Consider the following 26,434-nt stretch of genomic DNA (forward strand, 5'->3'; position numbering starts at 1 on the left):
ATGTCCTTCGACTTCGACGACATGCTGGCCAAGATCAAGGCTCGACAGTGGGCACTGGCCGATATCGACTGGGACGCACCGGGCGCCGAACTCGTCGACCCCGCGTTGCACGCCAAACTGAAGCCGTTCATGGCCGATCTGATGTGGATAGAAAACGTCGGCGCCCGCGGATTCGCCGCCATGGCGCAAAAGGCGCCCACCGAGACCTTGCGCGAGATCTACCGCTACTTCCACGCCGAAGAACAGCGCCACGCCAACGCCGAACTGGCGCTGATGCGCCGCTGGGGAATGCTCGACGGCGACGAGATCCCGGAACCGAATATCAACGTCAAACTGGTGATCGACTTCCTCGACAAGCACGCCGACGGCATGTCGCTTTCCTTCCTCGGCACGGTCATTCCGATGCTCGAGGTCGCGCTCGACGGCGCGCTGATCAAATTCATCACCGACGAGGTCACCGACCCGGTCGCGCAGGACGCGTTCAAGAAGATCAATGCCGACGAATCCCGGCACCTGGCCACCGACTACGCGGTCATGGAACTGCTCGGCCACTCCCCCGCCCGCAAACTGCTCATCGACCTGGTCGGCGGCTGGGCCAAGCCCTCGTTCCTCATAGGCGTTCTGAGCTATGTGCCGCTGTTGAACAAGATGCGCGACAATGTCGTCGACATGGGCGTGGACGAGGAACGCCTGTACGCGGCTATGCGACGCTTCAGGGCTGTCGGTGAACGTAATCCGATCGCTAACCGCGTACCGATGTACCGCATCGTCAAGATGCACGCGAATTGGGTGATCAACCGCGATCACCCTTACCACCTGCTCGCCGACGCGCTGGTGAAACTGACCGCACGTGTTCCCGACCGCTTCCTCGGACCGCAGCCGACCTGGTCCAAGGAACTGACCTACGAGCCGGTCGCGTGAGCGCCGCCGAGCCGCTGGATGTGGCCATCATCGGCGCGGGTTTCGCGGGGATCGGTACCGCGATTCGGTTGCGCCAGAAAGGGATCACCGACTTCGCGATTTTCGAACGCGGGTCACAGGTGGGCGGAACCTGGCGCGACAACACCTATCCCGGCGCCGCGTGTGACATTCCCTCGCGGTTGTACTCCTACAGCTTCGCGCCCAATCCCGACTGGTCGCACACCTACTCCGGCAGTTCCGAGATACTCGACTACATCGAGTCGATGGTCGACGAATTCGACCTGCGGCCCCGGATCAGGTTCGGGCACAACGTCACCGGAACCACCTTCGACGAGGTGAGCGGCCTGTGGACCATCGCCATGGCAGGGCGTAAGCGCGCAGTGCAGGCGCGCACGATCGTCATCGCCTCTGGACCATTGTCCAATGCCAGTCTTCCCAGTATTCCCGGGATCGAGGACTACCAGGGGCACAAGATCCACAGCGCGCGCTGGGATCACGACTACGACTTCACCGGTAAGCGGGTCGCGGTGGTCGGCACCGGCGCGAGTGCCGTGCAGATCGTTCCCGAACTCGTACGTCGTGCCGCGGCGGTCAAGGTATTCCAGCGGACTCCGGGGTGGGTGCTACCCCGGGTCAACCGACCGACCAGCCAACGAACCAAGCAGATGTATCGTCGGCTGCCGGTCACCCAGTCCCTCGCCCGCCGAGGCTGGTTCTGGGGGCATGAGTCGGTGGCGCTCGGGGTCGTCTGGAACACGCCGCTGACCCGGGTCGTGGAATCGGTGGCCAAGCTGCACCTGCGTTCCCAGGTGCGCGACCCGTGGTTGCGCCGCCAGCTCACCCCGGGATTCCGCGCCGGCTGCAAGCGGCTGCTGATGACCAGCGACTACTACCCGGCACTGCAGAAGGACAACTGCACCCTGGTCACCTGGCCGATCGCCCGCATCAGCGAACACGGCATCCGCACCGCCGAGGGTATCGAGCACCGTTTCGACGCCATCGTCTTCGCCACCGGATTCGAGGTTTCCAAGACCGGCAGCCCGATCCCGGTGACCGGCCGCGACGGACGGGTCCTCGCTGACGAATGGAGCAAGGGGGCCTACGCGTTCAAGAGTGTCGCCGTGGCCGGATACCCGAACCTGTTCCTCACGTTCGGACCGAATTCGGGACCCGGCCACAATTCGGCGCTGGTGTACATGGAAGCGCAGATCGACTACCTGACCGACGCCATCGGCATGATCCTGACGCAGAATCTGCGCACCCTCGAAGTGCGGCGCGATAGACAGGACCGGTACAACGAGCAGCTACAGCAGCGCCTGACGGCGACGACGTGGAATTCCGGCTGCCGCAGTTGGTATCTCACCGAGGACGGCTTCAACGCGACGATGTTTCCCGGCTTCGGCACCCAGTACGTTCAGCAATTGGCTGTCGTCGACCCCGACGACTTCCTGTTCACCCCCGCCGACGGGGAATCGGTGATCGGAACCAGCGACCATGCCGTGGTCCCGCTCGGCTAGGGTGACAACGATCCCTGTGTCCATGTCCCCGAGGACGCATCCCGGGGACATGGACACAGCCGGTGCCTGCTCGGTGGCCGCGAGACGAACAGGAGACGAGACGGGTGTCGGAGTACCGCATCGATGATCTCGCCCGCGCCGCAGGAACCACCGCCCGCAACGTGCGCTCGTATCAAGAGCGCGGACTGCTCCCGGTGCCGACCGCCCGCGCCGGGCGCGCCCTGATCTACGACGACACCCACCTCGAGCGCCTGAAACTCATCGACGCGCTGCTGCAACGCGGCTTCACCACCGCGCACATCGCCGACTTCATCACCAGCTGGGAAACCGGCAAGGATCTCGTCGATGTCCTCGGTTTGCCGCGTACGGCGACCCCCGACCCGGTCGACGCCTCACTCGAGGTCCCCCTCGAACTGGTCGCGACCTTCCTCGGCGCCGAGGCGAACGACCCGACGATGCTGACTCGTCTCAGCGAGCTCGGGGTGCTCCGAGTCCGCGGCGACATGGTGGAATTCACCGATCCGCTCCTGCTCGAGACCTTCGCCGACCTGCGCGAGTACAAGTTCGACCTCCGCCGCCTCGCCGACCTGCAGGCAGTGGTCCAGGACCGCCTCGACGACATCGCCCACCAGATGTTCACCGTCACCCGCGACCATCTCGTCGAACTGCACGGCCCCGGCTGGCTACCGACCACCGACGCCGAGATCGCCGAAACCACCACCATGATCAATCACCTGCGTGACGTTGCCGTTGCCGCCGTGCAGCACAGTCTCGTCCAAGCGCTCGACCGCACGTTGACCCAGGAATTGGGCGAATACCTCGCCACCACCGCCGAGAGCCGCTCTGCCGCGGACCCGGAATAGCTCCTCGTCCACCGCCTTCCTCCACGCGATCGCCGCATACCGACCGCAGCTGAATGCGTTCGCTCATCGAATTGTCAGGACTTCCACCCGCTGCGCGCGAGCCATCCCGGGAAGTCCAGCAGCTCCGGACGGAGACGGCGCAGCTCGTCGATGTCGATGCCGAGATCCGGTACGGTGTCGAACGCCTCGAACATCTCGGCAACATGTTCATCGAAAGCTCGCACCATCTCGATCGACAGCCGATTGCTCCGGGCCGGTCGCCCGCTCACCGCGCCGAAGGCCGAGGCGATCTCCGGCGCGGTGAGCCGGTCGCCCGCCAGCGACACCGTGGCACCGAGGTAGTCCACCGGCCGGGCGAAGGCGATCGCCGCGAACGCCGCGATGTCCTCCACCGCGATCAGCGACAGCGGAATGTCTTCCCGCACAGCCAGGTTGACGATCAGGGTGCCGTCGTCACCGACGGCGGGCCGGTTCAAGGTGTCGAAGTTGTCCATGAAGAAGGTAGGCCGCAACACCGTGGCGGGCACCCCGCTGTCCGCGATGTAGGCCTCGAGGTGTTCCTTCACCTTGTAATAGGTGACCTTCGTGCCGAGCCCGGCGCCGCGCAGCGAGCTGTAGACCAGATGCTCGACACCGGCCGCACGCGCCAGATCGACCACGAGCTCGCCGCGTCGCCGCTCGGCAGCCAGCCCCGCCTCGGTGATGTGAACCCCTTCCATCATGGTCAGCATGAGGAAGACACCGTAAGCGCCGTCCAGCGCGGACTTCACCGCGGCCGGATCGTCGAGATCACCGATGACCAGCTCCGCGCCGGCCGCCGCCAACCGCTGAGCCGCCGGAGCCGCGGGATCGCGGACGAACGCACGGACCGGACGCCTCTGCGCCAGCAGCTGACGCACGGTCGCACTCCCCTGACGACCCGTGGCGCCGATGACCAGAATTGGCCGGAATTCGTTGCTACTCATGGTAACTGCTTCCTCGTCGTCGGTGATGTCGTCGATCACCTGCTGATATCGACGCTAGATCGCCCAGCGACGCTGGTCCTGGTACGAATACTGCTACCCAGAACAGCAATGTTCACTGATTGACCCGGTGAGGGAACCACCTGATGATCGACAAGCACCGCGCCGAACTCGCCGATTTCCTCAAGGCACACCGCTCCCGCTTGCAACCCGCCGATGTCGGTCTGCCTGAGGATCTGATCCCAGGCCGGAGGCGCACCCCGGGGCTGCGTCGTGAAGAGGTTGCCGAGTTGGCCGGGGTGAGTCTCACTTGGTACACGTGGCTGGAGCAAGGCCGCAAGATCGCGGCCAGCCCGCAGGTAGTGGACGCGCTGGCGCGGGCGTTGCGTCTGGAGCCTGTCCAGCACAGGCAGTTGCGGAGGCTCGCTGGGCTCGCCGATCCGGTGGTGAAATATCAGGCAGGGGATGAGATCACGCGTTTGCAACGGTTGGTCGACGCGACGTATCCGACCCCGGCGGTGGTGCACGATGCGCGGTTGGATTTCGTCGTGTGGAACAGTGCGTTCAGCCGGATCCGCGCCGACCCGGCCGCGCTGGCGCCCGAGCACCGGAATCTGCTGTGGTGGATGTACACCGACGAACGTAACCGCGCCATGATGCGCCGCTGGGAAGCCGCCGCCCGGGCGATCATCAGCCAGTTCCGAGTTCTGCTCGGCAACAGTCCGGGTGACCCACGCCTGACCCAAGTGGTGACCGAATTGAGCGCCGCCAGCCCGGAATTCCGCACCTGGTGGTCGGAGTATCCGATACAGGACTTCAAGCCGACCATCATCAGCATCGACCACCCCGAGGCAGGGCCGATCGACCTGGAACTATTCCAACTGCGGCTGGTCGAGAACCCGGAACTGCTACTCGTCGTCCAACTTCCGGCAACCGACGACGACCGCGAACGCGTCCACACCTACCTGAACACGTGACGTTCGACGAGCCGGTACAGATCGCGATCTCTCCCATACGATCGGTTCCATGCGACTCGGACTGGCCGATCTGATCGATCCTCGCCTGCGGCTTCTTGCCGACGAGTCACGCGCCTTCTACGAAAAACGCTCGGCCGGACGAGGTCCGAATTGTTTGGAGGAGCTTCGCGCAGTCCGATCCAGTGCCGCAGATCCTGCCCCAGTGAATCCACCGCCCGTCGAAGAGCTTGTGGTTGTCGACGGACGCCGTGTCCCACTGCGGATCCACACACCCGTGAGCGGAGCGGTGAACGGTGTGTTCTTGGAGATCCACGGGGGCGGCTTCTACATGGGATCGGCTGCCGACAGCGATGTCCGCAACCGCAGACTCGCGGACACTCTCGGCCTCGCTGTCGTGAGCGTCGAATATCGGCTCGCGCCCGAACATCCGTGGCCCGCTGCGCCGGACGATTGCGAAACCGCCGCGCGATGGCTGATCGAGAATGCCGGGCACCGCTTCGGTACGGCAAAGCTCGCTGTCGGCGGGTTCTCGGCCGGCGCAACGCTGGCGATGACGACGCTGCTGCGCCTGCGTGACCAGGGGGTCACCGCATTCGACTGTGCCGTGCTGCAATTCGGAACCTACGACCTGAGCGCACAGACACCGGCCGGACGTCTGATCGCAGACGAATACTTCCTCGAAACGTACGCCGGTACGGCGTCAGATCGAACCGACCCCGACCTTTCCCCGATCTACGCCGAGCTCTCCAACCTGCCCCCGATCCTCATGGTCGTCGGCGATTTCGACATCCTGCTGCAGGACAACCTGGCTATGGCCGCTCGACTATCAGCCTCGGGGGCAGAGGTCGATCTCCGCATCTACCCCGATTCGCCCCATGGGTTCACCGGACACCCGACCCCGATGGCGCGCGCCGCAATCGACGACATCCACACTTGGCTCGGAAGTCATCTCAGTCCTGCACGCTGATATGGGCCCGAGCCCTTGGACTGACCGCAGAACGCCGCTAGACGATGTCCTGGTTACCTGTGCTCTGCACTGTCGACGTACCCCCAGAGCCTCGCGGCGGATGACCGCTCGCAGCGACTGAGGGCGCGGTTACACGCCAGCGGATCGTTAGCAGCTCCAGCTATAAGGAGTGCGGAGGTGGTACGACCCGCTGGAGTGAGCTGATAGTTCATACTCCTCGAACCCGAGCACGGGAGACGACAACGTCACCTCGCCCGTCCGACCGGTCTTCAACCACATCGCTACCACCGAGTCGATCTGAGGATCCTGAAATGCCGATGACGTGAGCATCATGGGCAGCCAGCCGGGCTTCGCATAGATACGGTACCGCTGTGGTAGCGAGACTGAGACAGGGCGATGGCTGCGAACTGCCCGCCGTCGCCGTTTATTGGCTTACGGACGACCCACAACCGGGCATCGTTCTCGTCGAATTGCTAGATGCACACGGCCGACCTCATCAACTGGTCGGCAAGAGCGTCTACTTCGGTGGGGAGCTTCTTCCAACGTCGCCCTATCCGTGCCCGACAAGCATCCGGTGCACAATCGAGGACATCGACGACGACCTCGCAACGGTCAGCACAGCGGACTGGTTCACCGGCGGCCCCGACCACGTACCTTTCGTCTTCGAAGTGCTTCTGGATATTCTCGATCCGACAAACTCTCGGCCGCCCAGCGTCTGAGCCAGACGCCTATTTCGATTTGCCGCCTTGACAGTGCTGGCCAGAGACCGCAGCGGCAGTAGATCCGACTGTGGTCTATGTACGTGCGGGCAACATCGGATTCGGTCCGGTAGTCGCAGCGACTGTCAGACTGGCTGGATGAACCCTGATGGACAGGCGCGGGCACTGTCCTCGTTGCGTGGTTTGGCGGTAGGGGACGCGTTCGGGGCATGTTTCGACGACGCGATCAATCATGGCGCGTTGCGATCGCGAACCCTGTTGCCCGGGCCGTGGTTGTGGACCGACGATACGCAGATGGCGTGCTCGATCTTCGCTGTGCTCAGTGCCCACGGTCGCATCGATCAGGGGGTGCTGGCCGGTTCCTTCGCTGAGCATTACGACATCTATCGCCGATACGGGCCCGGAACCAGCCGGATCCTGCGGCTCATGCGCCAAAAGGGCTATCACTGGCGTGAACTCGCTCAACAGGCACGTGAGGGGCGGGGGTCCTGGGGCAATGGTGCCTCGATGCGGGTAGCGCCGCTGGGTGCGTGGTTCGCTGACGACCTGGACCGGGTCGTCGACGAGGCGACAGCTTCAGCGGTAGTCACTCATACCCACCCCGATGCTGTAGCCGGTGCGGTCGCGGTAGCTGTCGCTGCTGCCCTGTTCTCGGCGCAACCGCAGCTACGCCGTAGTCAGTTTCTCGAAACGGTCGCCGCCTGGACGCCATCCGGCCCGGTCCGAGACAAGATCACCAATGCCCAGGATGTTCGCGATGCTGTCACTGCAGCTGTGGAATTAGGAGTCGGACACGACACCTCCGCGCTCGATACCGTCCCGTTCTGTCTCTGGGTCGCGGCTCACCACGGCCATGACTTCGCCGACTCGTGCTGGACAGCCGCCTCCGCAGGTGGTGACAGCGACACCACCTGCGCAATCATCGGCGGAATTATCGGTGCCGGCCCCGTCATCGACGGCGTGCCGCCTGAATGGTTCGCGCGTTGCGAGCTGCTACCTGAATGGGCAACCGCGGCTGTACCGCTCGCCTGAGCGCACGCTGGAGTTCCCGCGACCCGCGCGGTTCGTCCGGCCAGCCAGATACTCAACCCAACGCACGGTAATGCCGAATCGAGGGCGTTTCATCTACCGTCGTCGCAGATTCCAGAACGACGGCGCCGACATCCTGATGCAGACTGGAGCCCATGGCGAAGGATCCGATCGAGCTCGAGGGTGAGCGCGGGCAGTTGTTGGCTCAGTTGGGTGAGCTGCGCCGCGCGGTCGCGGAATTGTCTGATGGGTATGCGGTTCTCCCCGAGTCGGGGCTGATCATCGACACCGTTGGTGCGGGCGCTTTGACTACTCCGGGCTACTGTGTCGCCGGGGCGCGGGAAGTGCTGGACGAAGTACTCATCGAGCTGGACGCGGCCAGCGACGCAATGGAGAGAGCTGCCCAGTACACGGCTCGGCTACGCGGTGTGGTGTTCGACTGAATACCCGCGCGGATCGCTGAATGAACGCACGGTATTACCGCATATCGCGAGGTCGAGTACGTCCTCATCTGCCGATTTCAGCGTGTGTCGATCCGTCAGCTTCTCGCCCGCGGCCGACACCGAACCTCGATCTCGACGCGCTGGTCCCCGGTTCGCCGAGCACGTCGTCGACGCACCGCGTGTGCGTCTTTGAAGGTGAAATACATTGAGTGACAGGCTTTATCGAAGACGCCGGACCCCACAGGCCATGACCGCCATCGTCGTGTCGGTGGGCCTGCTGACGGGCTGTGAAGCGGAGACCGGGTAGTACCGACTCCGGCACCGGTCACGAAGTCTGGATCGTCGATGCATCCGTCGAAGATCGCGTTCACCGACAACGGAGGACCCTCCGGCCCGTCGGTGTATGTGATGAATTCCGACGGCACAGAGCTGCGCGCGCTGCTCGAGGATGCGATCACTCCGGCCTTCACTTCGGATGGATCCGGGATCGTCTTCGCCAGCGGACGACGCGGCCATAACCGGACCGAGACCTATCTGATGGATGCCGACGGCGGCAATATCCGCCCCCTCACCGGCGAGGGCACAGCACTTCCCTCGCCCGACCCCTATTATTCCACGACCCTTCCGGCGTTCTCCCCCGACGGCACCCACCTGCTCGTCACCCGCTGGACCCAAAATTCGGCAAAGGTGATGACCGGCGCCGAGATCTGGGTGATGAACCCCGACGGCAGCGATCCGCGCCGCCTCACCGAACCGAATCAGCCCGCGCGAGCGGCAAGCTGGGGCGGCAATCCCGATTCATGAGTGGCCATTCCCTCTCGGACGCGATCGGTCGCTCGACCAAGCTGGCTGAGCTGCACGCACACCCGCTTGCCGGGCCGTTCCGACCAGTCAGGCCGTGGTCGGCTGAACGCACGCACATGCCGCTGGGCGCGCGTCTGCTCCGGAGGCACATTAAGCCAGGACGGGGATGTATTCGGGGGTCCGGTTGTGAGGCAAAACGGGGTGCTCATGTCTGCCTCTGTCCGCCCGAAACTGCCCCTGTTGTGTCACCGCCGTGTCAATCACCCCATGGGCCGAACCACGCAAGACCTGGTCCTGTTCTAGGCTGAGTTGTCGGCTTCTGAACGTCCGCTCATGCCGATGAGCGATCATCCTCCCGGGAGGCTGTCCGACAAGCGGTCAGCCCGACCTGTCGGACACCTCTCCTGCTGGACACGGTTTCTCGACACGTCTGACGCCATGCGGCGCGGGCCAGGTGACTCGCAGCGGTAGATAGCGGTGTTCTCACTCTCAGGTGGCGCCAATGACCAGTGTGCAGCGGGCGGTCTAACGACGTCGGCAGTGATGGTATGGAGTTCGTTGATCTTCAGAATGCGGTGGATCTGAGCGAACAATCGTTGCAGGAGACGGAAATTGCCGCCGGTTATGCGGGCGACCGCAGTCACGGCTTGGGCGTCGGTGAAGTTGTCGGGGTCGAGTTCGAGGCCGAGTTTGTGCCAGTGCCGGTTCAGGACGAAGGTGAGCTCTTCGCCGGTGAGAGGTGGCGGAGAGGCGTTCGGACTCGTCGATGACGACCAGCTCGATGTAGTCGGGCATCGGCCGTGGACGGGGCTGGGTGTCCACGTGCTGGTCGATACAGCTATTGACTCGGCTGTGCAGGCGTTTGAGGTCGTCGCGCAGTTCACGTGAGGCAGCCGCTACGGTGGGTGTAGAACACGGTGCGCGAGCGCGACAGCGCGGGTGGCCGACTGGTCACCGTCGGCTGGCTGGACCCCCGGCCGGCGCCGTATCCCGCCGACCCGATCACCATGACCCGGTGCATGAGCTTCGAACACCCTCGATCCGGTGGTCGTGCGCCGTATCGCCGCATTTCTGACCGCAGGCATCCGCACCGGCGCACTGCGGCCCACCATCGACACCGCGTTCACCCTCGACGACATTGTCGCTGCCCACAAATACTTGGAACAGGGACATCACACCGGCAAAATCGTCGCCACCATCTGACCTGCCGTGGCCGAGTGCGCTTGCGGCGCTGCGCGGTCAGCGCCTCAGTGGCTGACCGTTCTGCTACTTCATTGCTCGAAGGGCAGCACCGCGGCCAGCGCGCGTAGTGCCGCGAGGTAGTCCTCGTTCAACGGCTGGATCGCGACATGATCGGCGCCCGCGTCCAGGTGCGCCACCAGTCCGGCTGCTACCTCGGTGGGTGTGCCGTGGACGGCGAGAGCATCGACGAGCCTGTCGCTGCCGGGCTTGGTGATGTCCTCCTCGGAGAATCCCAAGCGGCGCAGATTGCCCAGATAATTCACCAAACCCAGATACATCGACAGCGTGCCCCTGGCAATCTCACGCGCCCGCGCCACATCATCGTCCAGGACCACCTTCTGCTCCGCGACGAGTAACGCGCTCCCACCAAGGGTTTCGCGGGCGATCGTGGTGTGTGTCGGCGGGGCGAGGTAGGGCAGAGCGCCCGCGGTCCGGTCTCGGGCGAGTTTCAGGACGCGGGGGCCGAGCGCCGCCAATGCCCTGCGCTCCTTCGGCACACCCGCCGCGTCGAGTTCGTCCAGGTAGGCCACGAGCGCGTCATACAGCTTGATCGCCTCCGTGCCGTTGGCCTCCCGATGGCCGACCCCGATGCCGAGCAGGAAGCGGCCAGGAAATCGCTGGTCGATCCGGTGAAAAGATTCGGCGACGATGTCCGCCGGTGCCGTCCAGATGTTCACGATGCTGGTACCGACAGTCAGCGACTCCGTCGCTTCCAGCAGCGATTCGGTCACCGGCAGATCAGCGGGCGGCGAACCGCCGAGCCACAACGCGCTGTATCCCAATTCTTCGATCTCGCGGGCCGCCGCTGGGGTGGACCCCTTGTAATGCCGCCACACACCGAATTTTCCGAGATCATCACCGGTCATGCCGAAGGCAACGCGGGCCTCCTCCCGACTATTCCGAGACCGACACCGACGTTTCACAAGGCAGCTTGCACAACGGCTTCGGCGGCGACGGTCGATGGTGCTCGGGCGTCGTCGAGCAGCTCTCGAAAGCTCGCCCGGGTCCGGCTGGCCAGTCTCTGTTCGTCGCGCAGGCCCCATCGCCGCGCGACCTCGCCCGCCCGCACCGCGGGTCGCAGGAGCGTCGGTAGGTACTTCAGACTCGTGTTCGGCAAGCCGAGACTGTCGGCCACATCCTCGCCGGCCCATCGCCGGGTCAGTGCGTACAGCGTCGCGACGAGAGGGCGGGTGCCGATGCCGATCATCGACTTCGGCAGCACGGTAGCCGGGTCGAAACCATTTTCGATCAACGCCTTCACCAGCTGTCGCGAATCCGCGTCGGCGGGTGTGTCCGTGAGGTCTTTGATCGCGATGATTTCCCTGGCACGTGCCGCGTTGTAGGGCAGCAGGTCGTCGGGTACGCCGAGCAGGTAGCCGATATAGCGCCACATATGTTGGATGTCATCGAGGTCGCGCTCGGTGAAGTGCACTCCCGCGTCGCGCATAGCGGCCAGCGGAATCGTCGAGAATTCCCCCGACACGCCGTAGGCGGTATCGGTGAGGTTGATCGGCACCCCCCACGCCTCCTGATTCCATTCGCCGGACTGAAGAATGCGCTTTCGCACGCCGGCATGCATGAATCGGACGCGCACGGTCTCCCGAAAGCCTTCGCCGTTTCGTCGCAATGCCCCGGGTGACGTCGCCGCGAGAAACCACCGTCCGGTCTCCTGCATTCGTCGGCGAGACCGGTAGTTCAATTCGCCGGTGAAGGTGAGTGGTTTGACCCCTGCCCCCGATTGATATCCGGCCGCCAGGGCCGCGCAGTTGAAACTTAGCCCGATCCACAGGATCCCATTGCGCCACAACGCCGTCGAACCCCGCTCGAGCGCGTCCTCATCGAGCCAATCAGGGAGCTCGGCGATCGGCTCCAGCATGGTCGCGAGACTGTCCGGAACACCGGTTTCACCGTCGAGCCACGCGTTGACGGCGCGGAACGAGTGTTGCGGACTCGAGCCGAAGGAAGCGACCACCGCGTCGGCGAGCGAGTCCGCCTCTTCGAGACCCTGTTCCAACCGCCGCACGAGACGAGGATCGAAACGGCTGTGCGCGAGGTCTCGGTTCAGAAAGCGCGTGGTCGTCATGCACTACGCCGTTAACAGGGGTTAGACACGCTGTCCAACCTCAAATACTCACGCATGGAGGCTGTGCCAGATAATGGTCGTCAGCGCTCGGGTCAGGCGCGCACGTTCCTGCTCATCGCTGCCACCGATCATTCGGGAGCAGGTGCGCTCCACCATCCAGACCAGTGCCGAGGCGGTCTCGACGGCAGGCAGATCGCCGCGAACAGTTTCCCGCTGTTGAGCGAGTTCGATAGTGCGAGCGGATTCGGCGATGAACGCTTGCACGTTGTCCTCCATACGCCCGGCTACCTGGGCATCAGTGACAGCCGCATCCATGACCGCGGTGATCAACGGGTACTCGCGCGCGAATATCTCGACGAAATCGGCGAGGGCCGCTTCCAACGCGCCGCGATCCCCGGCGGCTCGCCACACTGCTGCGACACTCCCGGCCAACTCCGCGCGAACGTGATCGACAAGGCGCAGCGAGAACGCCGAGCGATCCGGAAAGTACAGATAGAACGTCGCACGTCCGATCGCCGCCGCCCTGACAATCCGCGAAATGCTCAGATCGGCGAAGCGCGCACCGTCAGCGCAGAGATCCGAGACGGCCGCGATCAGCCGCCGTTCGACGTCCGGTCGCCGTTCATCACGGGATGCGCTTCCTGAAATTTCCGTCACGCGCTGCAACGTAGCCCGCCTCGGTATGTCCGCGCCTACTGTGACACGTACGCACGCGTCGGGTATGCGCAGGTCCGACCTAGACTACTGCCGATCAGCTGGTGGGATCTCCTGGAGTTCTCGCTCTCGACAAGGAAACGAGGCGGGCGATGCGGTCGGGACCAAGGGTGAGTCGATGAATGACAGCAAGACGCTGCGGGCCTGGTGGGTGGACCCGGTCGACTACCGATGGCTCGTGCGCACCCTCGCGGCTCGATCGGCGCTGCTCCCGCTGAAGGTGCTGATCGGCCTCGCGGGAGCGACGATCGCGGTGATGGGCGCGGTGATCGCGGGAACACCGGTGGGGCCGCCCGGTCATCCCGGCGTCGCGTCGACAGTCGGAGTGCTGTCCGGAACCCTGTGGGCGCTGCGCTGGTGGCTGCTGCCCTGGCCGAGCAGGACCGAGTCGCTGGTGCTGATCGCCTGTGCCGATGTGCTGTTCACGATGGAGTTCCTGCAGTTGCAGGATCGGCTGTTCGGGGCGATGGGCACGGTGCTACTCCTCGGCACCGGCAGCTATCTGAGCTTTTTCCACAACACCCGGGCGCTGGCCGTGCATTCGGCCTGGTCGTTGCTGTCGGTGCTGGTGTTGTCGGTGCGAATCGCCACCGGCGGCGGTGGCGTCCACCTGGCGGTCGCGGTCGCGCTGCTGCTCTCGTCGGTATTCATCGCGGTCCCCGCGTTCCAGTTCCTCTATTGGCTGTTGCGCACGGAATCGTTGTCGGACCCGCTGACCGAACTGCTGAACCGACGCGGCCTCGAGAACCAACTCCCGCTGCTGATGGACCGCAACCTCTCGATCTGTGTCATCTGTTTCGATCTCGACCGCTTCAAGAGTGTCAACGACACCTGGGGCCACCGCATCGGCGACATCGTCCTGGTTCGGACGGCGCGGCGGTTGCGCGATGCGGCCGGTGAGACGGCGGTGGTGGCCCGTACGGGGGGCGAGGAGTTCGTGGTCGCAGTCCCCGCCGCCGCGGCTGCCGCGCGCGGCGAAGCCGAACGGTTGCGCTGTGCGGTCGCCGAACCCGCAGAGGCCGCGGTGGGGGTTACCGCCAGCGTCGGGGTGGCGGTGTTCGACGCGACAGCCTGTGCGCGATGTCCCCATCCGACTGCGGACCGGCTGCTGCAATCCGCCGACGCGGCGATGTACCGGGCCAAACAGTCCGGCGGGAATCTGGTCGTGGTCGACGAACTCACCCCGCCGCTGGATCATCACCACACGACCGATCCCGGAGACGAAAAGTAAGGGCGACCGGCCGTAGGCGCACAGGCCGTTGCGTCGATTCGGGGGCTCGGCGGTGCTGACCCCGTCGGTGGCCGGACTGCGGGGCGATGCAGGGAACTGGGCCTACGACGCGCGTCCAAAGGCGCGTTGATCAATCTGGTCCGCGCGGTCGCGATCGACTATGCGGCCCAGGGCGTTCGGATCAATGCCATCGCCTCCGGGCTCACCCGCACCGGTGTCACCGCAGGGGTCCAGCAGGACCCGGCGCTGCTCGCCGCGATCGAGCGCCGGATTCCGCTCGGACGATTCGCAGAGCCCCGAGAACAGGCCGAGGCGATCTGGTTTCTCGCCTCGCCCGCCGCCGGATACATCACCGGCACGACCCTCGTCGTCGATGGCGGCCTCGATGCCAACCTCGGCATATTGCCGCTACCTGGGCAGTCGTTCTGAACGAGGCTGCTCGCTGACGCCGATCTCGGCCACACGGTTCCATCGACTCGGGCGCTGTGCTGTGATTGTCACCGGGAGGGCAACCATGCACAAAAAACTCTGTGGCCGGGTCAGGCGAGCGAGATCGCCGAAATGATCGCCCAGCGACTCCGATGAACCCACCCGCCTCCTTCCCGCCGTCCGTTCTGCGCTGGGTAGTTCGGCCGATGGCCGGTGCCGTGGGTGCTGCCGCCGGGTTGGTCTGGTTGCGATGCATCTACGTTGTGCTCGCATTTCGCCTCGTGACCGACCCCGGCTTCGATCCCCACGGATACGGACTCGTCGCGGGAACCGTGCTGTCGGTGCCCGCCGCGCTCGTCACCGCGGTGGCTGTCCCCTTCGTTTTCGCTCGCCATCAGCGAGCGCGGGTCGCGCGGATCACCACACCGGTCCTGATCGCGATCACGGCGTTGCTGTGGGCCGCCTTCATCACGGCCTAGGGCCGAACTCGACGCCCTCGTCGACCGTGTACTGCGCACAGCCATCAAAATATGGACGTTAAATTGGACATGTGTCTATACACTTGTTCACACCGTGTGTACCGTACGTGCTATCTCTCGGACTCGGCGCTATGCGGTGCGGAGTCCGCTGTACAGATCGGAGCAATGTTCATGCCCTTTCCCCGCGCCGAACTCGACGAAATGGTCCAACGGTGGTTGCAGGCGAACATCGAGTGCGAGCAGGCAGGTGACTGGCGGCCACTGGCTGAGTTCTATACCGAGGACGCCACCTACGGCTGGAACTACGGGCCCAAGCACGACTTCATGGCGATCGGGCGCACCGAGATCCGCGATTACGCGATCGGCCTGGAAATGGACGGCCTCGATGGCTGGACCTACCCCTATCAGGCCTGGGTCACCGACGAGAAGACCGGCGACATGCTCGGCCTGTGGAAGCAGGTCTGCGAGGTCAAACGCGCCGACGGCACGAACTACGCCCTCGACGGCATTCAGGGCAGCTGGTTCAAGTACGGCGGCGACTTCCAATGGAAGTGGCAGCGTGACTTCTTCGACTACGGCAATCTCACCGTGCTGTTCACCGAGATGATCGCCAACGACGACCTGCCCGCCGGCGTGACCAAGCGCATCGAGCGCGTAGTGAACTCCAAAGGCAAGCTGCCCGGCTGGTACCGCCTGGGCGCCTCTCCGGTCCCCCTGTGGTGAACGCGATGACTGAAACAGTGCGGGGCGTTATCGCGCGCCGAGCCGGTGCCGAGGTGGAGATGGTCGACATCATCATCCCCGAACCCGGAGCCCATGATGTCGTCGTCAAGGTGCTGGCCTGCGGGGTCTGCCACACCGACCTCACCTACCGCGAAGGCGGGATCAACGACGAGTTCCCGTTCCTGCTCGGCCACGAAGCAGCCGGGGTCGTCGATCGGATCGGCACCGCCGTAACCCATGTCGCCGTAGGCGATTTCGTGGTTCTGAACTGGCGTGCGGTCTGCGGGAGTTGCCGCGCGTGCCGTCGCGGCCGCCCCTGGTACTGCTTCGATACCTTCAACGCCGAGCAGAAGATGACACTCGCCGACGGGTCACCGCTCACCCCCGCACTCGGGATCGGGGCCTTCGCGGACAAGACGCTGGTGCACGAAAAACAGTGCACTGTCATCGATTCCACCACCGACCCCGCCGTGGCCGGCCTGCTCGGCTGCGGCGTCATGGCCGGGTTGGGGGCCGCTCTCAACACCGGAAACGTCAGCCGTGGCGACTCGGTCGCCGTGATCGGCTGTGGCGGCGTGGGGGCGGCCGCGATCGCGGGGGCGCGCTTGGCGGGAGCGAGCACCATCGTTGCCGTCGACCGTGATCCGACCAAACTGACCGGCGCGACCACACTGGGTGCGACCCACACCGTCGATGCCGGAACCGAGGATCCCATCGAGCGAATCCGCGAGCTCACCAACGGTTTCGGCGCCGACGTCGTGATCGATGCGGTGGGCCGCCCCGAGACGTGGAAGCAGGCGTTCTACGCCCGCGATCTGGCCGGAACAGTCGTCCTCGTCGGCGTACCGACGCCGCAGATGCAGCTGGAGATGCCACTGCTGGACTTCTTCTCCCACGGCGGCGCGCTGAAATCCTCCTGGTACGGCGACTGCCTCCCGGAACGCGATTTCCCGACGCTGATCGAACTGTATCGCCAACAGCGCCTGCCCCTCGACCTGTTCGTCACCGAACGCATCGGCCTGGCCGACGTCGAAAAGGCCTTCGAGACCATGAAATCCGGCCGCGTATTGCGCTCCGTGGTGACGTGGTGAACCGGAAAGAGTTGACACTCATGAAATTCGGGATCGTTCTGTTCACCAGCGACCGCGGCATTCGGCCCGCGGTGGCCGCCCGGGCGGCGGAGGAGCGCGGCTTCGCTTCGTTCTTCGTGCCCGAGCACACCCATATCCCCATCAAGCGGGAGGCGGCCCACCCGTCGACCGGCGACGCGTCGCTGCCCGATGACCGGTACACCCGAACCCTCGACCCCTGGGTGTCGTTGGCCATGGCGGCGGCGGTCACCGAGCGGATCGAGCTGTCCACCGCCGTGGCGCTGCCCGTCGAGCACGACCCGATCACCTTGGCCAAAACGGTCGCGACCCTGGATCATCTCTCCGACGGGCGGGTGACGCTCGGAGCCGGATTCGGTTGGAACACCGATGAACTCGCCGACCACGGGGTGCCGCCGAACAAGCGGCGCACGGTGCTGCGCGAGTACATCGAAGCGATGCGAGCGCTGTGGACCGAGGAGGAAGCCGCCTATCAGGGTGACTACGTGTCGTTCGGACCGAGTTGGGCGTGGCCCAAACCTGTCCAGCGCCACGTCCCTGTCCTCATCGGCGCGGCAGGCACCGAGCGCACCTTCGAGTGGATCGCTCGCAACGCGGACGGCTGGATCACCACGCCGACCGAAACCGACATCACCGCACGATTGGCGCTGCTGCACAAGATCTGGGCCGACGCCGGGCGCAGTGACCGACCACGCGTGGTCGCACTGGACTTCAAACCCGACCCGGCCAAGTTGGCGCTGTGGGCCGGGTCCGGGGTCACCGACGTGCTGTACGGGCTACCCGACCGCACCGAGACCGAGGTGCTGCAGTATCTCGACCGGCTCGCGGCGAAACTCGCCGATCTGACCGGGTTCTGACCCGAGAACAGCGCCCCGAGATGCGGGCCGGGCTACTACAGCCCGGCCCGCATCTCGCTATCGCGCACGTGCGGTGTCGACCATGTCCTCGACCCGGGTGAACTTGACCCGAGGACGGCCCGCCGCAGCGCCGTTGGCGCGCTCCGCGGCGTCGATCAGCGCCCATCCGTCCCGGTCGACGAGATTCGGGCAACGACGCGACAGCAGGGCCAGCAGGTCTTCCCGGTCGCCCGCTGGCGTGGCCAGGCGTCCGGCGGTGAAGTCCTCGACGATCCCGGCGACGGTCTGCTCCGCGTCACCACGGTTGGTGCCGATCACGCCTCGCGCCCCGCGCTTGATCCACCCGGCGGCATAAGCACCGGGTAGTACCGCGCCCGCGCTGTCGAGCACCCGGCCGCCGTCGTTGGGGATGATGCCCTTGGCCGGGTCGAACGGCACACCGGGTACCTGCCTGCCGCGGTAGCCGACGGCACGTAGCACCAGGGAGGTATCGATGGTTTCTACGCGCTCCGTCGCCACGGCCACCGGCCCCTGGGGGCCGCTGTGAATCTCGTTGTGTGCCAGCTGAAGTGATTCGACCCTGCCTTCGCCGGTCAGCGCGACAGGGGTGACACGGAAACGGAAGTCGACGAGCCGAGGTGCGCCGGTGATACCCCGCGTGCTGTATTCGTGCGCCAGGGTCAGCTTGAGGCGGGTCGTCGGATCGATGGCCGGATCCGACAGTGCGGCGACCACGTCGTCATCGATGTCGGCGGGATCGATGACGACGCCGGTACCGGACGAGTGCCCGAGCGCGAGGAATTCCGGGCCGGTGTAGGCGGCCTGGCGAAGGCCACGTCTGCCCAGCAGCAGGACCTGGCGGATATTGCTGTGGCGCAACGCTTCCACCGCGTGATCGGCGATATCGGTGCCCGCGAGCTGATCGGGATCAGTGGTCAGCACTCGCGCGATGTCCAGCGCCACATTGCCGTTGCCGACGATGACCGCCCGCTCACCGGACAGGTCGAAACGGTGGTCGGCGTAATCGGGGTGCCCGTTGTACCAGGCCACGAATTCGGTGGCCGAGTGACTGCCCGGCAGATCCTCACCGGGTATGTGCAGTCGCCCGTCCGCGGAGGCGCCGACCGCGTAGATCACCGCGTGGCAGTGCTCCAGCAGTTCGGCATGCGAAATATCGCGTCCGACTTCGACATTGAGGTGGAATCGGACCGAGTCGCGTTTGAACGCCGACGCGAACATGGTGGTGACGCCGCGGGTTTCGGGGTGGTCGGGAGCGACTCCGTACCGAGCCAGCCCCCACGGCGTCGGCAGGCGATCGAACATCTCGACCTCCACATCGCCCCGGCCGAGCAGATGCTCGGCGGCGTAGCAGGCCGCGGGCCCGGTGCCCACGATCGCCACGCGCAACCGGCCCGCCGCACGCGACAGTCGGGCGGGCGCGGCGTCGACGGCGATATCGGTGTCGAGCGGGCGGTGCTGGAAGTAGGCGGCATTGATCTCGGCATAGCGCAGCAGGTTCACCGGCAGGTCGTCGGCGTCATAGATCGAGTCCACGGGACAGGCGTCCATGCAGGCGCCGCAGTCGATGCAGGTATCGGGATCGATATGCAGCATCTCGGCGTTCGCGAAATCGGGATCGCCGGGTCGCGGCCGGATGCAGTCGACCGGACACTCCGCGACGCAACTCGCGTCGTTGCAGCATCGCTGGGTGATGACAAAGGCCATGAGCACACCTTCCATGGACGGTAGATCGGACAGGGTCAGCCCGCGGCTTGCGAGCGATCCGCCCCACGGTCGGGGATCATCTGACGCAACTCCGCCATGGTCCACGGAGGTGCATCCCGATGGTCCCGGTAGCCCACGATGGTGGGGGTAGGGCGTTCGAAGCGGCCGACGAATCCGCCTGCCGCGATGTAGATTTCACCGGTGATATCGGCCGCGATATCGCTGGCCAAGAACTGATAGAGCGGCGCCACGTAGTCCGCGGGAGGCGCGTCGAGCGAACTGCGCATCGTTATCTCATCGAGCATCTGCCGCCGATAGAGTTCGAGAATCTTGGCCTCGTAGGCAAATCCGGAGGAAAGGCGCGTCTTCGCGCCGGGGCACACCACGTTCGCCCGAACTCCGTGCTCTTTCAGCTCCGCCGCGATCGCCAACGTCAGGCTGGTCACCGCTCCTTTGCCCGCTGGGTATCCCGTCCCGCCGTAGTCACCGAGGTAGGCGAAAGAGCTCGTATTGATCATCGAACCGCGCCCCTGCTCGACCATCCGGGGCGCGGCGGCGCGACAGGTGTTGAACACCGTGGTGAGATGCGAATCCAGCAGGGCCCGCCAATCCCATGGCTTCGCATCCAGAATCGACGAGGCGGGCGGCTCGGCGATTCCCGCGCAGTTGACGAGAACGTCTATGGCGCCGAATTTCTCGACACAGACATCGATCGCTCGGGTCGCGACGGCCACATCGGCCGCGGATCCCGCCACTCCCACAGCCGAATGTCCGGAGAGCGTGATCGCCTTGGCCGCCCTGTCGACGGCCGCCTCGTCACGCCCGTTGATCACCACCCCCGCACCGTTTTTGGCCAGCAGTGCGGCAACTGCGAAGCCGATCCCCCGACTGCCGCCGACCACGACCGCCCCGCGCCCACTCAACGATCGCTCGCCGTTCATCCCGTTCTCCACTCACGTCGACCACATCCACACCGCGTCGAATCGCGCTGTGGTCCAGAAGAATTCCTGCCGTAAATCCGAGTTCCCGTCAGGACATCAAGCGTCGCGCGATCGCGCTGCCGAACCCGTACTTCAGAGTGCCTGCGATCATCGCGACCGACTCCTCGGTGTACGGGTACCAGATCCGCTCCCGCTTCAACTGCCACCGATCGAGCAGAATCGGCTGAGCGTGGGTGAATCCGCGCAGGCCATGGCGGCCGTTCGTCTGTCCGAGGCCGCTGCGTTTGCGGCCGCCGAACGGCGCCTCCGGCACTCCGTAGATCACGGCGGCGTCGTTGTGAACAACCGATCCGGTGTCGAGACGCTTGGCGATACGCAGCGCTTTCGCTGTGTCCTTGGTGAAGACGCTGCCGCTGAGCCCGTACTGAGAGTCGTTGGCCAGTCGGATCGCTTCCTCCTCGTCCGCGACCCGCATGATCGCCGCGACGGGGCCGAAAGTCTCCTCCCGCATCAGTTCCATGTCATGGGTGACCTCGACCGCGACCGTCGGCTCGAAGAACAGGCCACCGGCGGTGTCGGCTTCCCCTCCGACCAGCAGCACGGCGCCACGGCGTTTCGCGTCTTCGAGGTGGCGGGTGACGATCGCCACCTGGCGATCCCAGCACATCGGACCCATATCTGTGCCGTCACCGGCACCGTAGGTCAGCGACTTCGCCTTCTGCTGGACCAGCCGAATGAACTCGTCGGCAACGCTTTCCACGACATAGATGCGCTCTACGCTCAGACATACCTGGCCGCTGTTGAACATCGACAGGTACACCGCCCCTCCGCGGCCCGTTCGATGTCGGCGTCGTCGCAGACGATCATGGCGTCCTTGCCGCCCAGTTCCAAAGTGCACGGAATCAGCTGCCGCGCACAGGCTTCGGCGACCTTTCGGCCGGTGGCGACACTGCCCGTGAACGAGATCTTGTCCACCCCGGCGTCGACGAGAGCGGCGCCCGTTTCGCCGTCGCCGTGGATCAGCTGCAGCACATCCGCCGGAACACCGGCTTCGTGCAGGATCTTCGCCACCCAGCCGCCCGAATGCGGCGTGACCTCCGAGGGCTTGAGCAGTACGGCGTTGCCCGCCAGCAGCGCCTGCGCCACCGGATTCATCGACAGCACGAAGGGCGCGTTCCACGGCGTGATCACGCCGATCACGCCCAACGGGCGGTAGTGCACGGTGAGCTTCTTGAACGGACGGATATAGCCGTGCAAGCGTTCACGATGATCGGCGAGATCCCGCTTGGCTCGGCGGCTCCAATAGTTCAGGAAGTCGCACGAGGCCAAGATCTCGATCGCCAAGGCTTCGACGCGCGGCTTGCCGGATTCGGCCCGAAGAGTGTCGACGACTTCGTCCTGCCGGGCGATCAAGACCTCGACCGCCGCACGGATGATGGCAGCGCGCTCGCGCACCGGCCGCGCCGCCCACGCCACTTGGGCGACCCGGGCACGGGCGACCGCTTGCCCGACTTCTTCGGCCGTGCTCACGAGGATGTCGCCGACCGCTCCCCCGTGCACCGGACTGCTCAACCCGAGACGACGTCGACCATCCGACGCCTGCGGCAGCGCTTGCACAATCGCCATGTCGATCTCCTCAACTAGGTCTTCGAGGTGTCGATGCCGAGCACCCGACCGAATCTTCGACACGACAGGCGAGAAGGGACTACGGTTGGACACTCACCTGGACACTTGTCTGGACGCTAGCATGAGGCGCACTCGAATGGCAATGACCATCCCTCCCCCGCACGGCCGATCCGGCGAGTAGACAATTTTTGAAATCTGTATACATCCGACGATAGCGTGTTCTAAATTCGGCCCATGGCTGCAACGGTCACCGAACTTCTGCTCGCGCGAGCCGAGGACGATTCCCTCGCGATCACCTGTCCCGGTCGGACCTGGACGTGGCGCGAGCACATCGCCGAGGCGCGACGCCAGGCCGCGACGATACTGTCCGTCGCCGATCCCGCCCGTCCGATGCATGTGGGAACGCTGCTGGGCAACACGGCCGAGATGCTCACCAGCCTCGCCGCCGGTGCGCTCGGCGGATACGTCACGGTCGGCATCAACAACACCCGGCGCGGCGCTGCCCTCGCCGACGACATCCGGCGCGGCGATGTCCAGATCCTGCTCACCGACGCCGAACACCGAGCACTGCTCGACGGACTCGACCTCGACGGCGTCACCGTCTTCGACGTCTCGCTACCACGCTGGGCCGAATTACTGGACAGTGCAGCCGAATTGACGCCGCACAGCGTGCCGGGCGCGATGGATACCTTCATGCTCATCTTCACCTCGGGCACGAGTGGGAACCCGAAGCCCGTGCGGCTCGCGCACATGATGGTGCCGTTCGCGGGACCGCCGCTGGTCGACCGGTTCGGCCTCGGCGCCGACGACATCTGCTATCTGTCGATGCCGCTGTTTCATTCGGCCGCGATACTCGGCGGCTACTGCGTGGCCCTCGCCAGCGGGGCAGCCATGGCGCCCGCCAAATTCTCGGCCTCGACATTCCTCGCCGATATCCGGCGAAGCGGCGCGACATACATGAACTACGTCGGCAAACCGCTGTCCTACATTCTCGCTACCGAGCAGCAGCCCGACGATGCCGACAATCCGCTGCGCGTCGCTTTCGGCAACGAGGCGACCGACCGCGATATCGACGAGTTCACCCGGCGCTTCGACTGCACGGTGTGGGACGGATTCGGCTCGACCGAACTGGCGATCATCATCACCAGGGAACCAGGTACCCCGCCGGGTTCCATCGGCAAGGGTTATCCCGGTGTGGCCGTGTACAACTCGGTGACTGTCACCGAATGCCCGTGCGCCGTCTTCGACGAACACGGCGCCCTGGCCAATCCGGACGAAGCCGTCGGCGAACTGGTCAACGCCGACGGGACGGGCCTGTTCATGGGCTACTACGGCGACGAGGAAGCCACCGCCGAGCGGACCCGCGGCGGTCTCTACTGGTCGGGCGATCTGGCCTACAAGGACGCGGACGGCTTCCTCTATCTCGCCGGTCGTACCGCCGACTGGATGCGCGTCGACGGTGAGAACCTCGCCGCGGGTCCGATCGAACGGATCCTGCAACGGCTCGACGCGGTCAGCCGGTGCGCCGTCTACGCAGTTCCCGACGACCGGGTCGGCGACGCGGTCATGGCCGCGATCGTCTTGCGCGACAACGCCTCTCTCGATCCGGGCGAGCTCACCGTGTTTCTCGGCGAGCAACTCGACCTCTCCCCCAAGGCCTGGCCGCGCTTCGTGCGCTTGGCCGCCGACCTGCCGACGACGGCCACCAACAAGATCCTCAAACGCACGCTCGTCGAGCAGGGGGCCACGGCAGGCGAGGGCACCCTCTGGCGACGCGAATCACGCTCGACCACTTACGAAATCGCCGCACCGGAGGTGCCTGCCGATGTCAGCAGATGAACAACTCCCGCCACAGCTGACCGAACTCGGCTACTACGCGCTGTCGCGGCATCCCGTCACCCCCGCCGATCTCGCGGCCGAGGCGGTGCTGGCCGACCGGATCGGGCTGGGCACCGCCTTCGTCTCCGAGCGGTTCAACATCAAAGACGCCGCGGTTCTGTCTGGCGCACTCGCCGCTGTGTCGACCAGGCTGGGTATCGCCACCGCGGCGACCAACCACAACACGCGTCATCCGATCGTCACCGCGAACATGGGCGCGACCCTCGCCGAACTCAGTGGCGGACGTTTCGCGCTCGGCCTCGGACGCGGAATCGCGCCACTGTGGCAGGTTCTCGGGATACCGAACGTGACCGGCGCGCAACTGGCCGAGATCACCGACATCGTGCGTAGGTTGTGGCGCGGGGAGACGGTCATCGGCCACGACGGCGCGATCGGTTCCTATCCGGTTCTGCATCTCGGCGTGGCACTCGATTCGCCACCGCCGGTGCTGCTGGTCACCATGAGCCCACGGACTCTGCGATTGGCGGGCCGCATCGCGGACGCGGTTGTCCTGCACACCTTCCTCAGCGCCGAAGCCACCGCGACCGCGGTGTCGACGGTGCGCGAGGCCGCGGAACGCGCGGGGCGCGATCCTGCCTCGGTGCGGATCTGGTCGGTCGTGGCCACTGTCGGTGACGACCTCGACGAGCAGGATCAACTGCGGCGGCTCTACGGCCGCCTGGCCACCTACCTGCAGGGCTATCCCGAGATTCTGATGCGAGCCAACGGCTGGCGCAGCGACGATCTGGAGCGGGTGCGGGCGAGCACGGCCTTCACTTCGGCGCGTGGCGCGATCGACGCGACTGCCGATGCCGCCGAACTCGCCGAACTCGCCGCGGTGATTCCGCGGGAATGGGTGAGCGACTGCGCGACCGGTTCCCCGCACGCCTGCGCCACGGCGGTCGACCGACAATTCGAACTCGGCGTCGACTCGGTGATCATGCACGGCGCTACCCCCACCGAACTGGTCCCGGTCGTCGAGGCCTACCGAGCGATCCGCTCGACCCGGCGCGCACTGCCGGCCAACCCGGGCTCGGTCACGCTGCCGGTCTCGTCAGGAGTTGTCGCATGACCGCCGAATACACCCCTCCCGGAACGGTGTCGGAGGACATCCCGACCGATCCGGATGCGCTCACCCCCGCCTGGCTCACCGCGACACTACGGGCACACGGTCACGCCGTGGAGGTCGACAGCGTGACCGTGACGCCGGTGGGTTCGGGTCAGATGGCCGGCTCGTACCGGCTGCTGCTGCGCTATCGCGACAACACCAGCTTGCCGGTGAGCATGATCGCCAAACTCGCCATCGGCTCCGAGGAGCATCGCCGGTTCGGAGCGGGCGCCTTCCGCAACGAGGTGCGCTTCTATCGCGACCTGGCGTCGACGCTGCGGACGCCGGTGCCGGGCTGTCACGCCGCGGTCGTCTCGGAATCCGGCAGCGAATTCGTGCTGCTACTCGATGATCTCGCGCCGGCGGTGCAGGGTGACCAGATCGCGGGCTGCACCGTCGAACAGGCGCGCGCGGTCGCCGTCGCCGCTGCGGGACTGCACGGCCCGCGCTGGTGTGACGACACGTTGTTCCAGGTATCGGGCCTGTCGCTGCCCACTGCCGAGGATCGCGACCTGATGGACTCGGTCCTCGGCCCGATGGCCGACGCCTTCGTCGAGCGTTTCGACGATCGGCTCACCGACCTCGAACGGGCCGCCGTCGCGTGGCTGGTCGCGTCCGCCGGTGCGTGGCTGATCGCCCCGCTGCGGCATTTCGCGCTGCTGCACGGGGATCTCCGCGTCGACAATGTGATGTTCGCGCCGGACGGCACAGTGACGGTGCTGGACTGGCAGACGATCACCCCTGGGCAACCGTTGCGCGATATCGCCTTCCTGCTCTCGACGAGTCTCACGATCGAGGACCGTCGCCTGCACGAGCGCGCCATCGTCGCCGACTACCACCGGGAACTCACCCGGCACGGCGTCACCGGCTACAGCGCCGAGCAGTGTTGGGCCGACTACCTGTCGTCGCTGATCCACGCACCGCTGATCGTCGTATTCGGTTGCGGCGCGGCCGCTCCCACTCCACGCGGCGACCAGATGTTCCACACGATGCTCACGCGCAGCGCCGCCGCGATCGACGACCTCGTACCGGGCGCACTGCGCTGAATCCGATACTCGGTGCGATCGCGGCGGAGAAAGCCGGTGCG

At 65.6% G+C, this 26,434-nt stretch carries 26 protein-coding genes and 1 pseudogene; 20 read left to right on the top strand and 7 right to left on the bottom strand.

Annotation, left to right across the window (positions count from 1 at the left end; genetic code table 11):
- The 3 genes from NS1_RS05175 (at position 1) to NS1_RS05185 (ending at position 3,301) form a co-directional block, all read left to right on the top strand.
- Complete coding sequence (locus NS1_RS05175) at positions 1-921, top strand: ferritin family protein (RefSeq protein WP_062982358.1); 921 nt, start codon at positions 1-3, stop codon at positions 919-921.
- The gene (locus tag NS1_RS05180) at positions 918-2,438 is read left to right on the top strand and encodes a flavin-containing monooxygenase (RefSeq protein WP_084503509.1); all 1,521 of its coding nucleotides are present in this window, start codon (positions 918-920) and stop codon (positions 2,436-2,438) included. The genes NS1_RS05175 and NS1_RS05180 overlap by 4 nt, the downstream gene beginning before the upstream one ends.
- A gap of 104 nt (positions 2,439-2,542) precedes the next feature.
- Positions 2,543-3,301, top strand: coding sequence for a MerR family transcriptional regulator (locus tag NS1_RS05185; protein WP_062982107.1), 759 nt, complete (start codon positions 2,543-2,545; stop codon positions 3,299-3,301).
- Between the two features lie 74 nt (positions 3,302-3,375).
- On the opposite strand, the gene NS1_RS05190 is transcribed toward NS1_RS05185, so the two are convergent.
- Positions 3,376-4,266, bottom strand: a complete 891-nt coding sequence (locus NS1_RS05190) for an NmrA/HSCARG family protein (protein WP_062982362.1) — start codon at positions 4,264-4,266, stop codon at positions 3,376-3,378.
- A gap of 143 nt (positions 4,267-4,409) precedes the next feature.
- On the opposite strand from NS1_RS05190, the gene NS1_RS05195 reads away from it, so the two are divergent.
- From NS1_RS05195 to NS1_RS38845, 8 genes are all read left to right on the top strand, one after another.
- On the top strand, positions 4,410-5,240 hold the full coding sequence (locus NS1_RS05195; RefSeq protein ID WP_062982109.1) for a helix-turn-helix transcriptional regulator: 831 nt from the start codon (positions 4,410-4,412) through the stop codon (positions 5,238-5,240).
- Between the two features lie 49 nt (positions 5,241-5,289).
- Complete coding sequence (locus NS1_RS05200; protein ID WP_062982112.1) at positions 5,290-6,207, top strand: alpha/beta hydrolase; 918 nt, start codon at positions 5,290-5,292, stop codon at positions 6,205-6,207.
- 371 nt (positions 6,208-6,578) lie between these two features.
- On the top strand, positions 6,579-6,926 hold the full coding sequence (locus tag NS1_RS05205) for a hypothetical protein (protein WP_062982114.1): 348 nt from the start codon (positions 6,579-6,581) through the stop codon (positions 6,924-6,926).
- Between the two features lie 138 nt (positions 6,927-7,064).
- Entirely contained in the window at positions 7,065-7,958 is an 894-nt protein-coding gene (locus NS1_RS05210) for an ADP-ribosylglycohydrolase family protein (protein ID WP_062982116.1), read from the top strand.
- A gap of 152 nt (positions 7,959-8,110) precedes the next feature.
- On the top strand, positions 8,111-8,398 hold the full coding sequence (locus NS1_RS05215; RefSeq protein ID WP_062982119.1) for a hypothetical protein: 288 nt from the start codon (positions 8,111-8,113) through the stop codon (positions 8,396-8,398).
- A gap of 345 nt (positions 8,399-8,743) precedes the next feature.
- On the top strand, positions 8,744-9,202 hold the full coding sequence (locus NS1_RS05220; RefSeq protein ID WP_062982120.1) for a TolB family protein: 459 nt from the start codon (positions 8,744-8,746) through the stop codon (positions 9,200-9,202).
- 548 nt (positions 9,203-9,750) lie between these two features.
- Entirely contained in the window at positions 9,751-9,972 is a 222-nt protein-coding gene (locus tag NS1_RS39860; protein ID WP_157125102.1) for a hypothetical protein, read from the top strand.
- 274 nt (positions 9,973-10,246) lie between these two features.
- Entirely contained in the window at positions 10,247-10,405 is a 159-nt protein-coding gene (locus NS1_RS38845; protein ID WP_255284429.1) for a zinc-binding dehydrogenase, read from the top strand.
- Positions 10,406-10,473: 68 nt separating this feature from the next.
- On the opposite strand, the gene NS1_RS05230 is transcribed toward NS1_RS38845, so the two are convergent.
- From NS1_RS05230 to NS1_RS05240, 3 genes are read right to left on the bottom strand one after another with little or no spacing between them, the layout of a single operon-like run.
- Entirely contained in the window at positions 10,474-11,310 is an 837-nt protein-coding gene (locus NS1_RS05230) for an LLM class F420-dependent oxidoreductase (protein WP_062982124.1), read from the bottom strand.
- Between the two features lie 53 nt (positions 11,311-11,363).
- Positions 11,364-12,527: an oxygenase MpaB family protein gene (locus NS1_RS05235; protein WP_084503512.1), complete on the bottom strand. Its 1,164-nt coding sequence runs from the start codon at positions 12,525-12,527 to the stop codon at positions 11,364-11,366.
- 48 nt (positions 12,528-12,575) lie between these two features.
- Entirely contained in the window at positions 12,576-13,184 is a 609-nt protein-coding gene (locus NS1_RS05240; protein WP_062982128.1) for a TetR/AcrR family transcriptional regulator, read from the bottom strand.
- 175 nt (positions 13,185-13,359) lie between these two features.
- Here NS1_RS05240 and NS1_RS05245 point away from each other — a divergent pair, with 175 nt between their 5' ends.
- The 6 genes from NS1_RS05245 (at position 13,360) to NS1_RS05270 (ending at position 18,069) form a co-directional block, all read left to right on the top strand.
- Positions 13,360-14,472: a GGDEF domain-containing protein gene (locus NS1_RS05245; protein WP_062982130.1), complete on the top strand. Its 1,113-nt coding sequence runs from the start codon at positions 13,360-13,362 to the stop codon at positions 14,470-14,472.
- Positions 14,473-14,598: 126 nt separating this feature from the next.
- Positions 14,599-14,901 (top strand): SDR family oxidoreductase, encoded by a 303-nt coding sequence (locus NS1_RS05250; protein ID WP_062982132.1) that lies wholly within the window; start codon positions 14,599-14,601, stop codon positions 14,899-14,901.
- A 206-nt stretch (positions 14,902-15,107) separates the two neighbouring features.
- Positions 15,108-15,380 (top strand): hypothetical protein, encoded by a 273-nt coding sequence (locus tag NS1_RS05255; protein ID WP_062982134.1) that lies wholly within the window; start codon positions 15,108-15,110, stop codon positions 15,378-15,380.
- Positions 15,381-15,551: 171 nt separating this feature from the next.
- Positions 15,552-16,103 carry a Cif family virulence factor gene (locus NS1_RS05260; RefSeq protein WP_062982366.1) on the top strand — a complete coding sequence of 184 codons (552 nt, stop codon included), beginning with the start codon at positions 15,552-15,554 and terminating at the stop codon, positions 16,101-16,103.
- A 5-nt stretch (positions 16,104-16,108) separates the two neighbouring features.
- Complete coding sequence (locus NS1_RS05265) at positions 16,109-17,194, top strand: S-(hydroxymethyl)mycothiol dehydrogenase (RefSeq protein ID WP_062982364.1); 1,086 nt, start codon at positions 16,109-16,111, stop codon at positions 17,192-17,194.
- A gap of 20 nt (positions 17,195-17,214) precedes the next feature.
- On the top strand, positions 17,215-18,069 hold the full coding sequence (locus NS1_RS05270; protein ID WP_062982136.1) for an LLM class F420-dependent oxidoreductase: 855 nt from the start codon (positions 17,215-17,217) through the stop codon (positions 18,067-18,069).
- A 57-nt stretch (positions 18,070-18,126) separates the two neighbouring features.
- Here NS1_RS05270 and NS1_RS05275 read toward each other — a convergent pair whose 3' ends face one another.
- The 3 genes and pseudogenes from NS1_RS05275 to NS1_RS05285 form a co-directional block, all read right to left on the bottom strand.
- Positions 18,127-19,794 (bottom strand): FAD-dependent oxidoreductase, encoded by a 1,668-nt coding sequence (locus tag NS1_RS05275; RefSeq protein WP_062982368.1) that lies wholly within the window; start codon positions 19,792-19,794, stop codon positions 18,127-18,129.
- A gap of 35 nt (positions 19,795-19,829) precedes the next feature.
- The gene (locus NS1_RS05280) at positions 19,830-20,735 is read right to left on the bottom strand and encodes an SDR family NAD(P)-dependent oxidoreductase (protein ID WP_062982370.1); all 906 of its coding nucleotides are present in this window, start codon (positions 20,733-20,735) and stop codon (positions 19,830-19,832) included.
- Positions 20,736-20,823: 88 nt separating this feature from the next.
- A pseudogene (locus NS1_RS05285) lies at positions 20,824-22,361 on the bottom strand (aldehyde dehydrogenase family protein).
- A gap of 234 nt (positions 22,362-22,595) precedes the next feature.
- Between NS1_RS05285 and fadD1 the strand changes: the two are divergent.
- The 3 genes from fadD1 to NS1_RS05300 are packed head-to-tail and all read left to right on the top strand — an operon-like array spanning position 22,596 to position 26,393.
- The gene (fadD1, locus tag NS1_RS05290) at positions 22,596-24,200 is read left to right on the top strand and encodes a fatty-acid--CoA ligase FadD1 (protein ID WP_062982138.1); all 1,605 of its coding nucleotides are present in this window, start codon (positions 22,596-22,598) and stop codon (positions 24,198-24,200) included.
- The gene (locus NS1_RS05295; protein WP_062982140.1) at positions 24,187-25,311 is read left to right on the top strand and encodes a TIGR03857 family LLM class F420-dependent oxidoreductase; all 1,125 of its coding nucleotides are present in this window, start codon (positions 24,187-24,189) and stop codon (positions 25,309-25,311) included. The genes fadD1 and NS1_RS05295 overlap by 14 nt, the downstream gene beginning before the upstream one ends.
- Entirely contained in the window at positions 25,308-26,393 is a 1,086-nt protein-coding gene (locus NS1_RS05300; protein WP_062982142.1) for a phosphotransferase, read from the top strand. The genes NS1_RS05295 and NS1_RS05300 overlap by 4 nt, the downstream gene beginning before the upstream one ends.
- The last annotated feature ends 41 nt before the right edge of the window (positions 26,394-26,434 follow it).

Origin of the sequence: Nocardia salmonicida NBRC 13393 (assembly GCF_001613085.1) — a bacterium.
GTDB lineage: Bacteria > Actinomycetota > Actinomycetes > Mycobacteriales > Mycobacteriaceae > Nocardia > Nocardia salmonicida.

Excerpts from the sequence above, each read along its gene's own strand:
- NS1_RS05270 (WP_062982136.1), top strand. The coding sequence starts at position 17,215 with ATGAAATTCGGGATCGTTCTGTTCACCAGCGACCGCGGCATTCGGCCC.
- NS1_RS05265 (WP_062982364.1), top strand. The coding sequence starts at position 16,109 with ATGACTGAAACAGTGCGGGGCGTTATCGCGCGCCGAGCCGGTGCCGAG.
- NS1_RS05255 (WP_062982134.1), top strand. The coding sequence starts at position 15,108 with ATGGCCGGTGCCGTGGGTGCTGCCGCCGGGTTGGTCTGGTTGCGATGC.
- NS1_RS05300 (WP_062982142.1), top strand. The coding sequence starts at position 25,308 with ATGACCGCCGAATACACCCCTCCCGGAACGGTGTCGGAGGACATCCCG.
- NS1_RS05175 (WP_062982358.1), top strand. The coding sequence starts at position 1 with ATGTCCTTCGACTTCGACGACATGCTGGCCAAGATCAAGGCTCGACAG.
- NS1_RS05195 (WP_062982109.1), top strand. The coding sequence starts at position 4,410 with ATGATCGACAAGCACCGCGCCGAACTCGCCGATTTCCTCAAGGCACAC.
- NS1_RS05200 (WP_062982112.1), top strand. The coding sequence starts at position 5,290 with ATGCGACTCGGACTGGCCGATCTGATCGATCCTCGCCTGCGGCTTCTT.
- NS1_RS05295 (WP_062982140.1), top strand. The coding sequence starts at position 24,187 with ATGTCAGCAGATGAACAACTCCCGCCACAGCTGACCGAACTCGGCTAC.
- NS1_RS05190 (WP_062982362.1), bottom strand. The coding sequence starts at position 4,266 with ATGAGTAGCAACGAATTCCGGCCAATTCTGGTCATCGGCGCCACGGGT.
- NS1_RS05230 (WP_062982124.1), bottom strand. The coding sequence starts at position 11,310 with ATGACCGGTGATGATCTCGGAAAATTCGGTGTGTGGCGGCATTACAAG.
- NS1_RS05210 (WP_062982116.1), top strand. The coding sequence starts at position 7,065 with ATGAACCCTGATGGACAGGCGCGGGCACTGTCCTCGTTGCGTGGTTTG.
- NS1_RS05245 (WP_062982130.1), top strand. The coding sequence starts at position 13,360 with ATGAATGACAGCAAGACGCTGCGGGCCTGGTGGGTGGACCCGGTCGAC.
- NS1_RS05260 (WP_062982366.1), top strand. The coding sequence starts at position 15,552 with ATGCCCTTTCCCCGCGCCGAACTCGACGAAATGGTCCAACGGTGGTTG.
- NS1_RS05280 (WP_062982370.1), bottom strand. The coding sequence starts at position 20,735 with ATGAACGGCGAGCGATCGTTGAGTGGGCGCGGGGCGGTCGTGGTCGGC.
- fadD1 (WP_062982138.1), top strand. The coding sequence starts at position 22,596 with ATGGCTGCAACGGTCACCGAACTTCTGCTCGCGCGAGCCGAGGACGAT.
- NS1_RS05275 (WP_062982368.1), bottom strand. The coding sequence starts at position 19,794 with ATGGCCTTTGTCATCACCCAGCGATGCTGCAACGACGCGAGTTGCGTC.
- NS1_RS05235 (WP_084503512.1), bottom strand. The coding sequence starts at position 12,527 with ATGACGACCACGCGCTTTCTGAACCGAGACCTCGCGCACAGCCGTTTC.
- NS1_RS05215 (WP_062982119.1), top strand. The coding sequence starts at position 8,111 with ATGGCGAAGGATCCGATCGAGCTCGAGGGTGAGCGCGGGCAGTTGTTG.
- NS1_RS05220 (WP_062982120.1), top strand. The coding sequence starts at position 8,744 with ATGCATCCGTCGAAGATCGCGTTCACCGACAACGGAGGACCCTCCGGC.
- NS1_RS39860 (WP_157125102.1), top strand. The coding sequence starts at position 9,751 with ATGGAGTTCGTTGATCTTCAGAATGCGGTGGATCTGAGCGAACAATCG.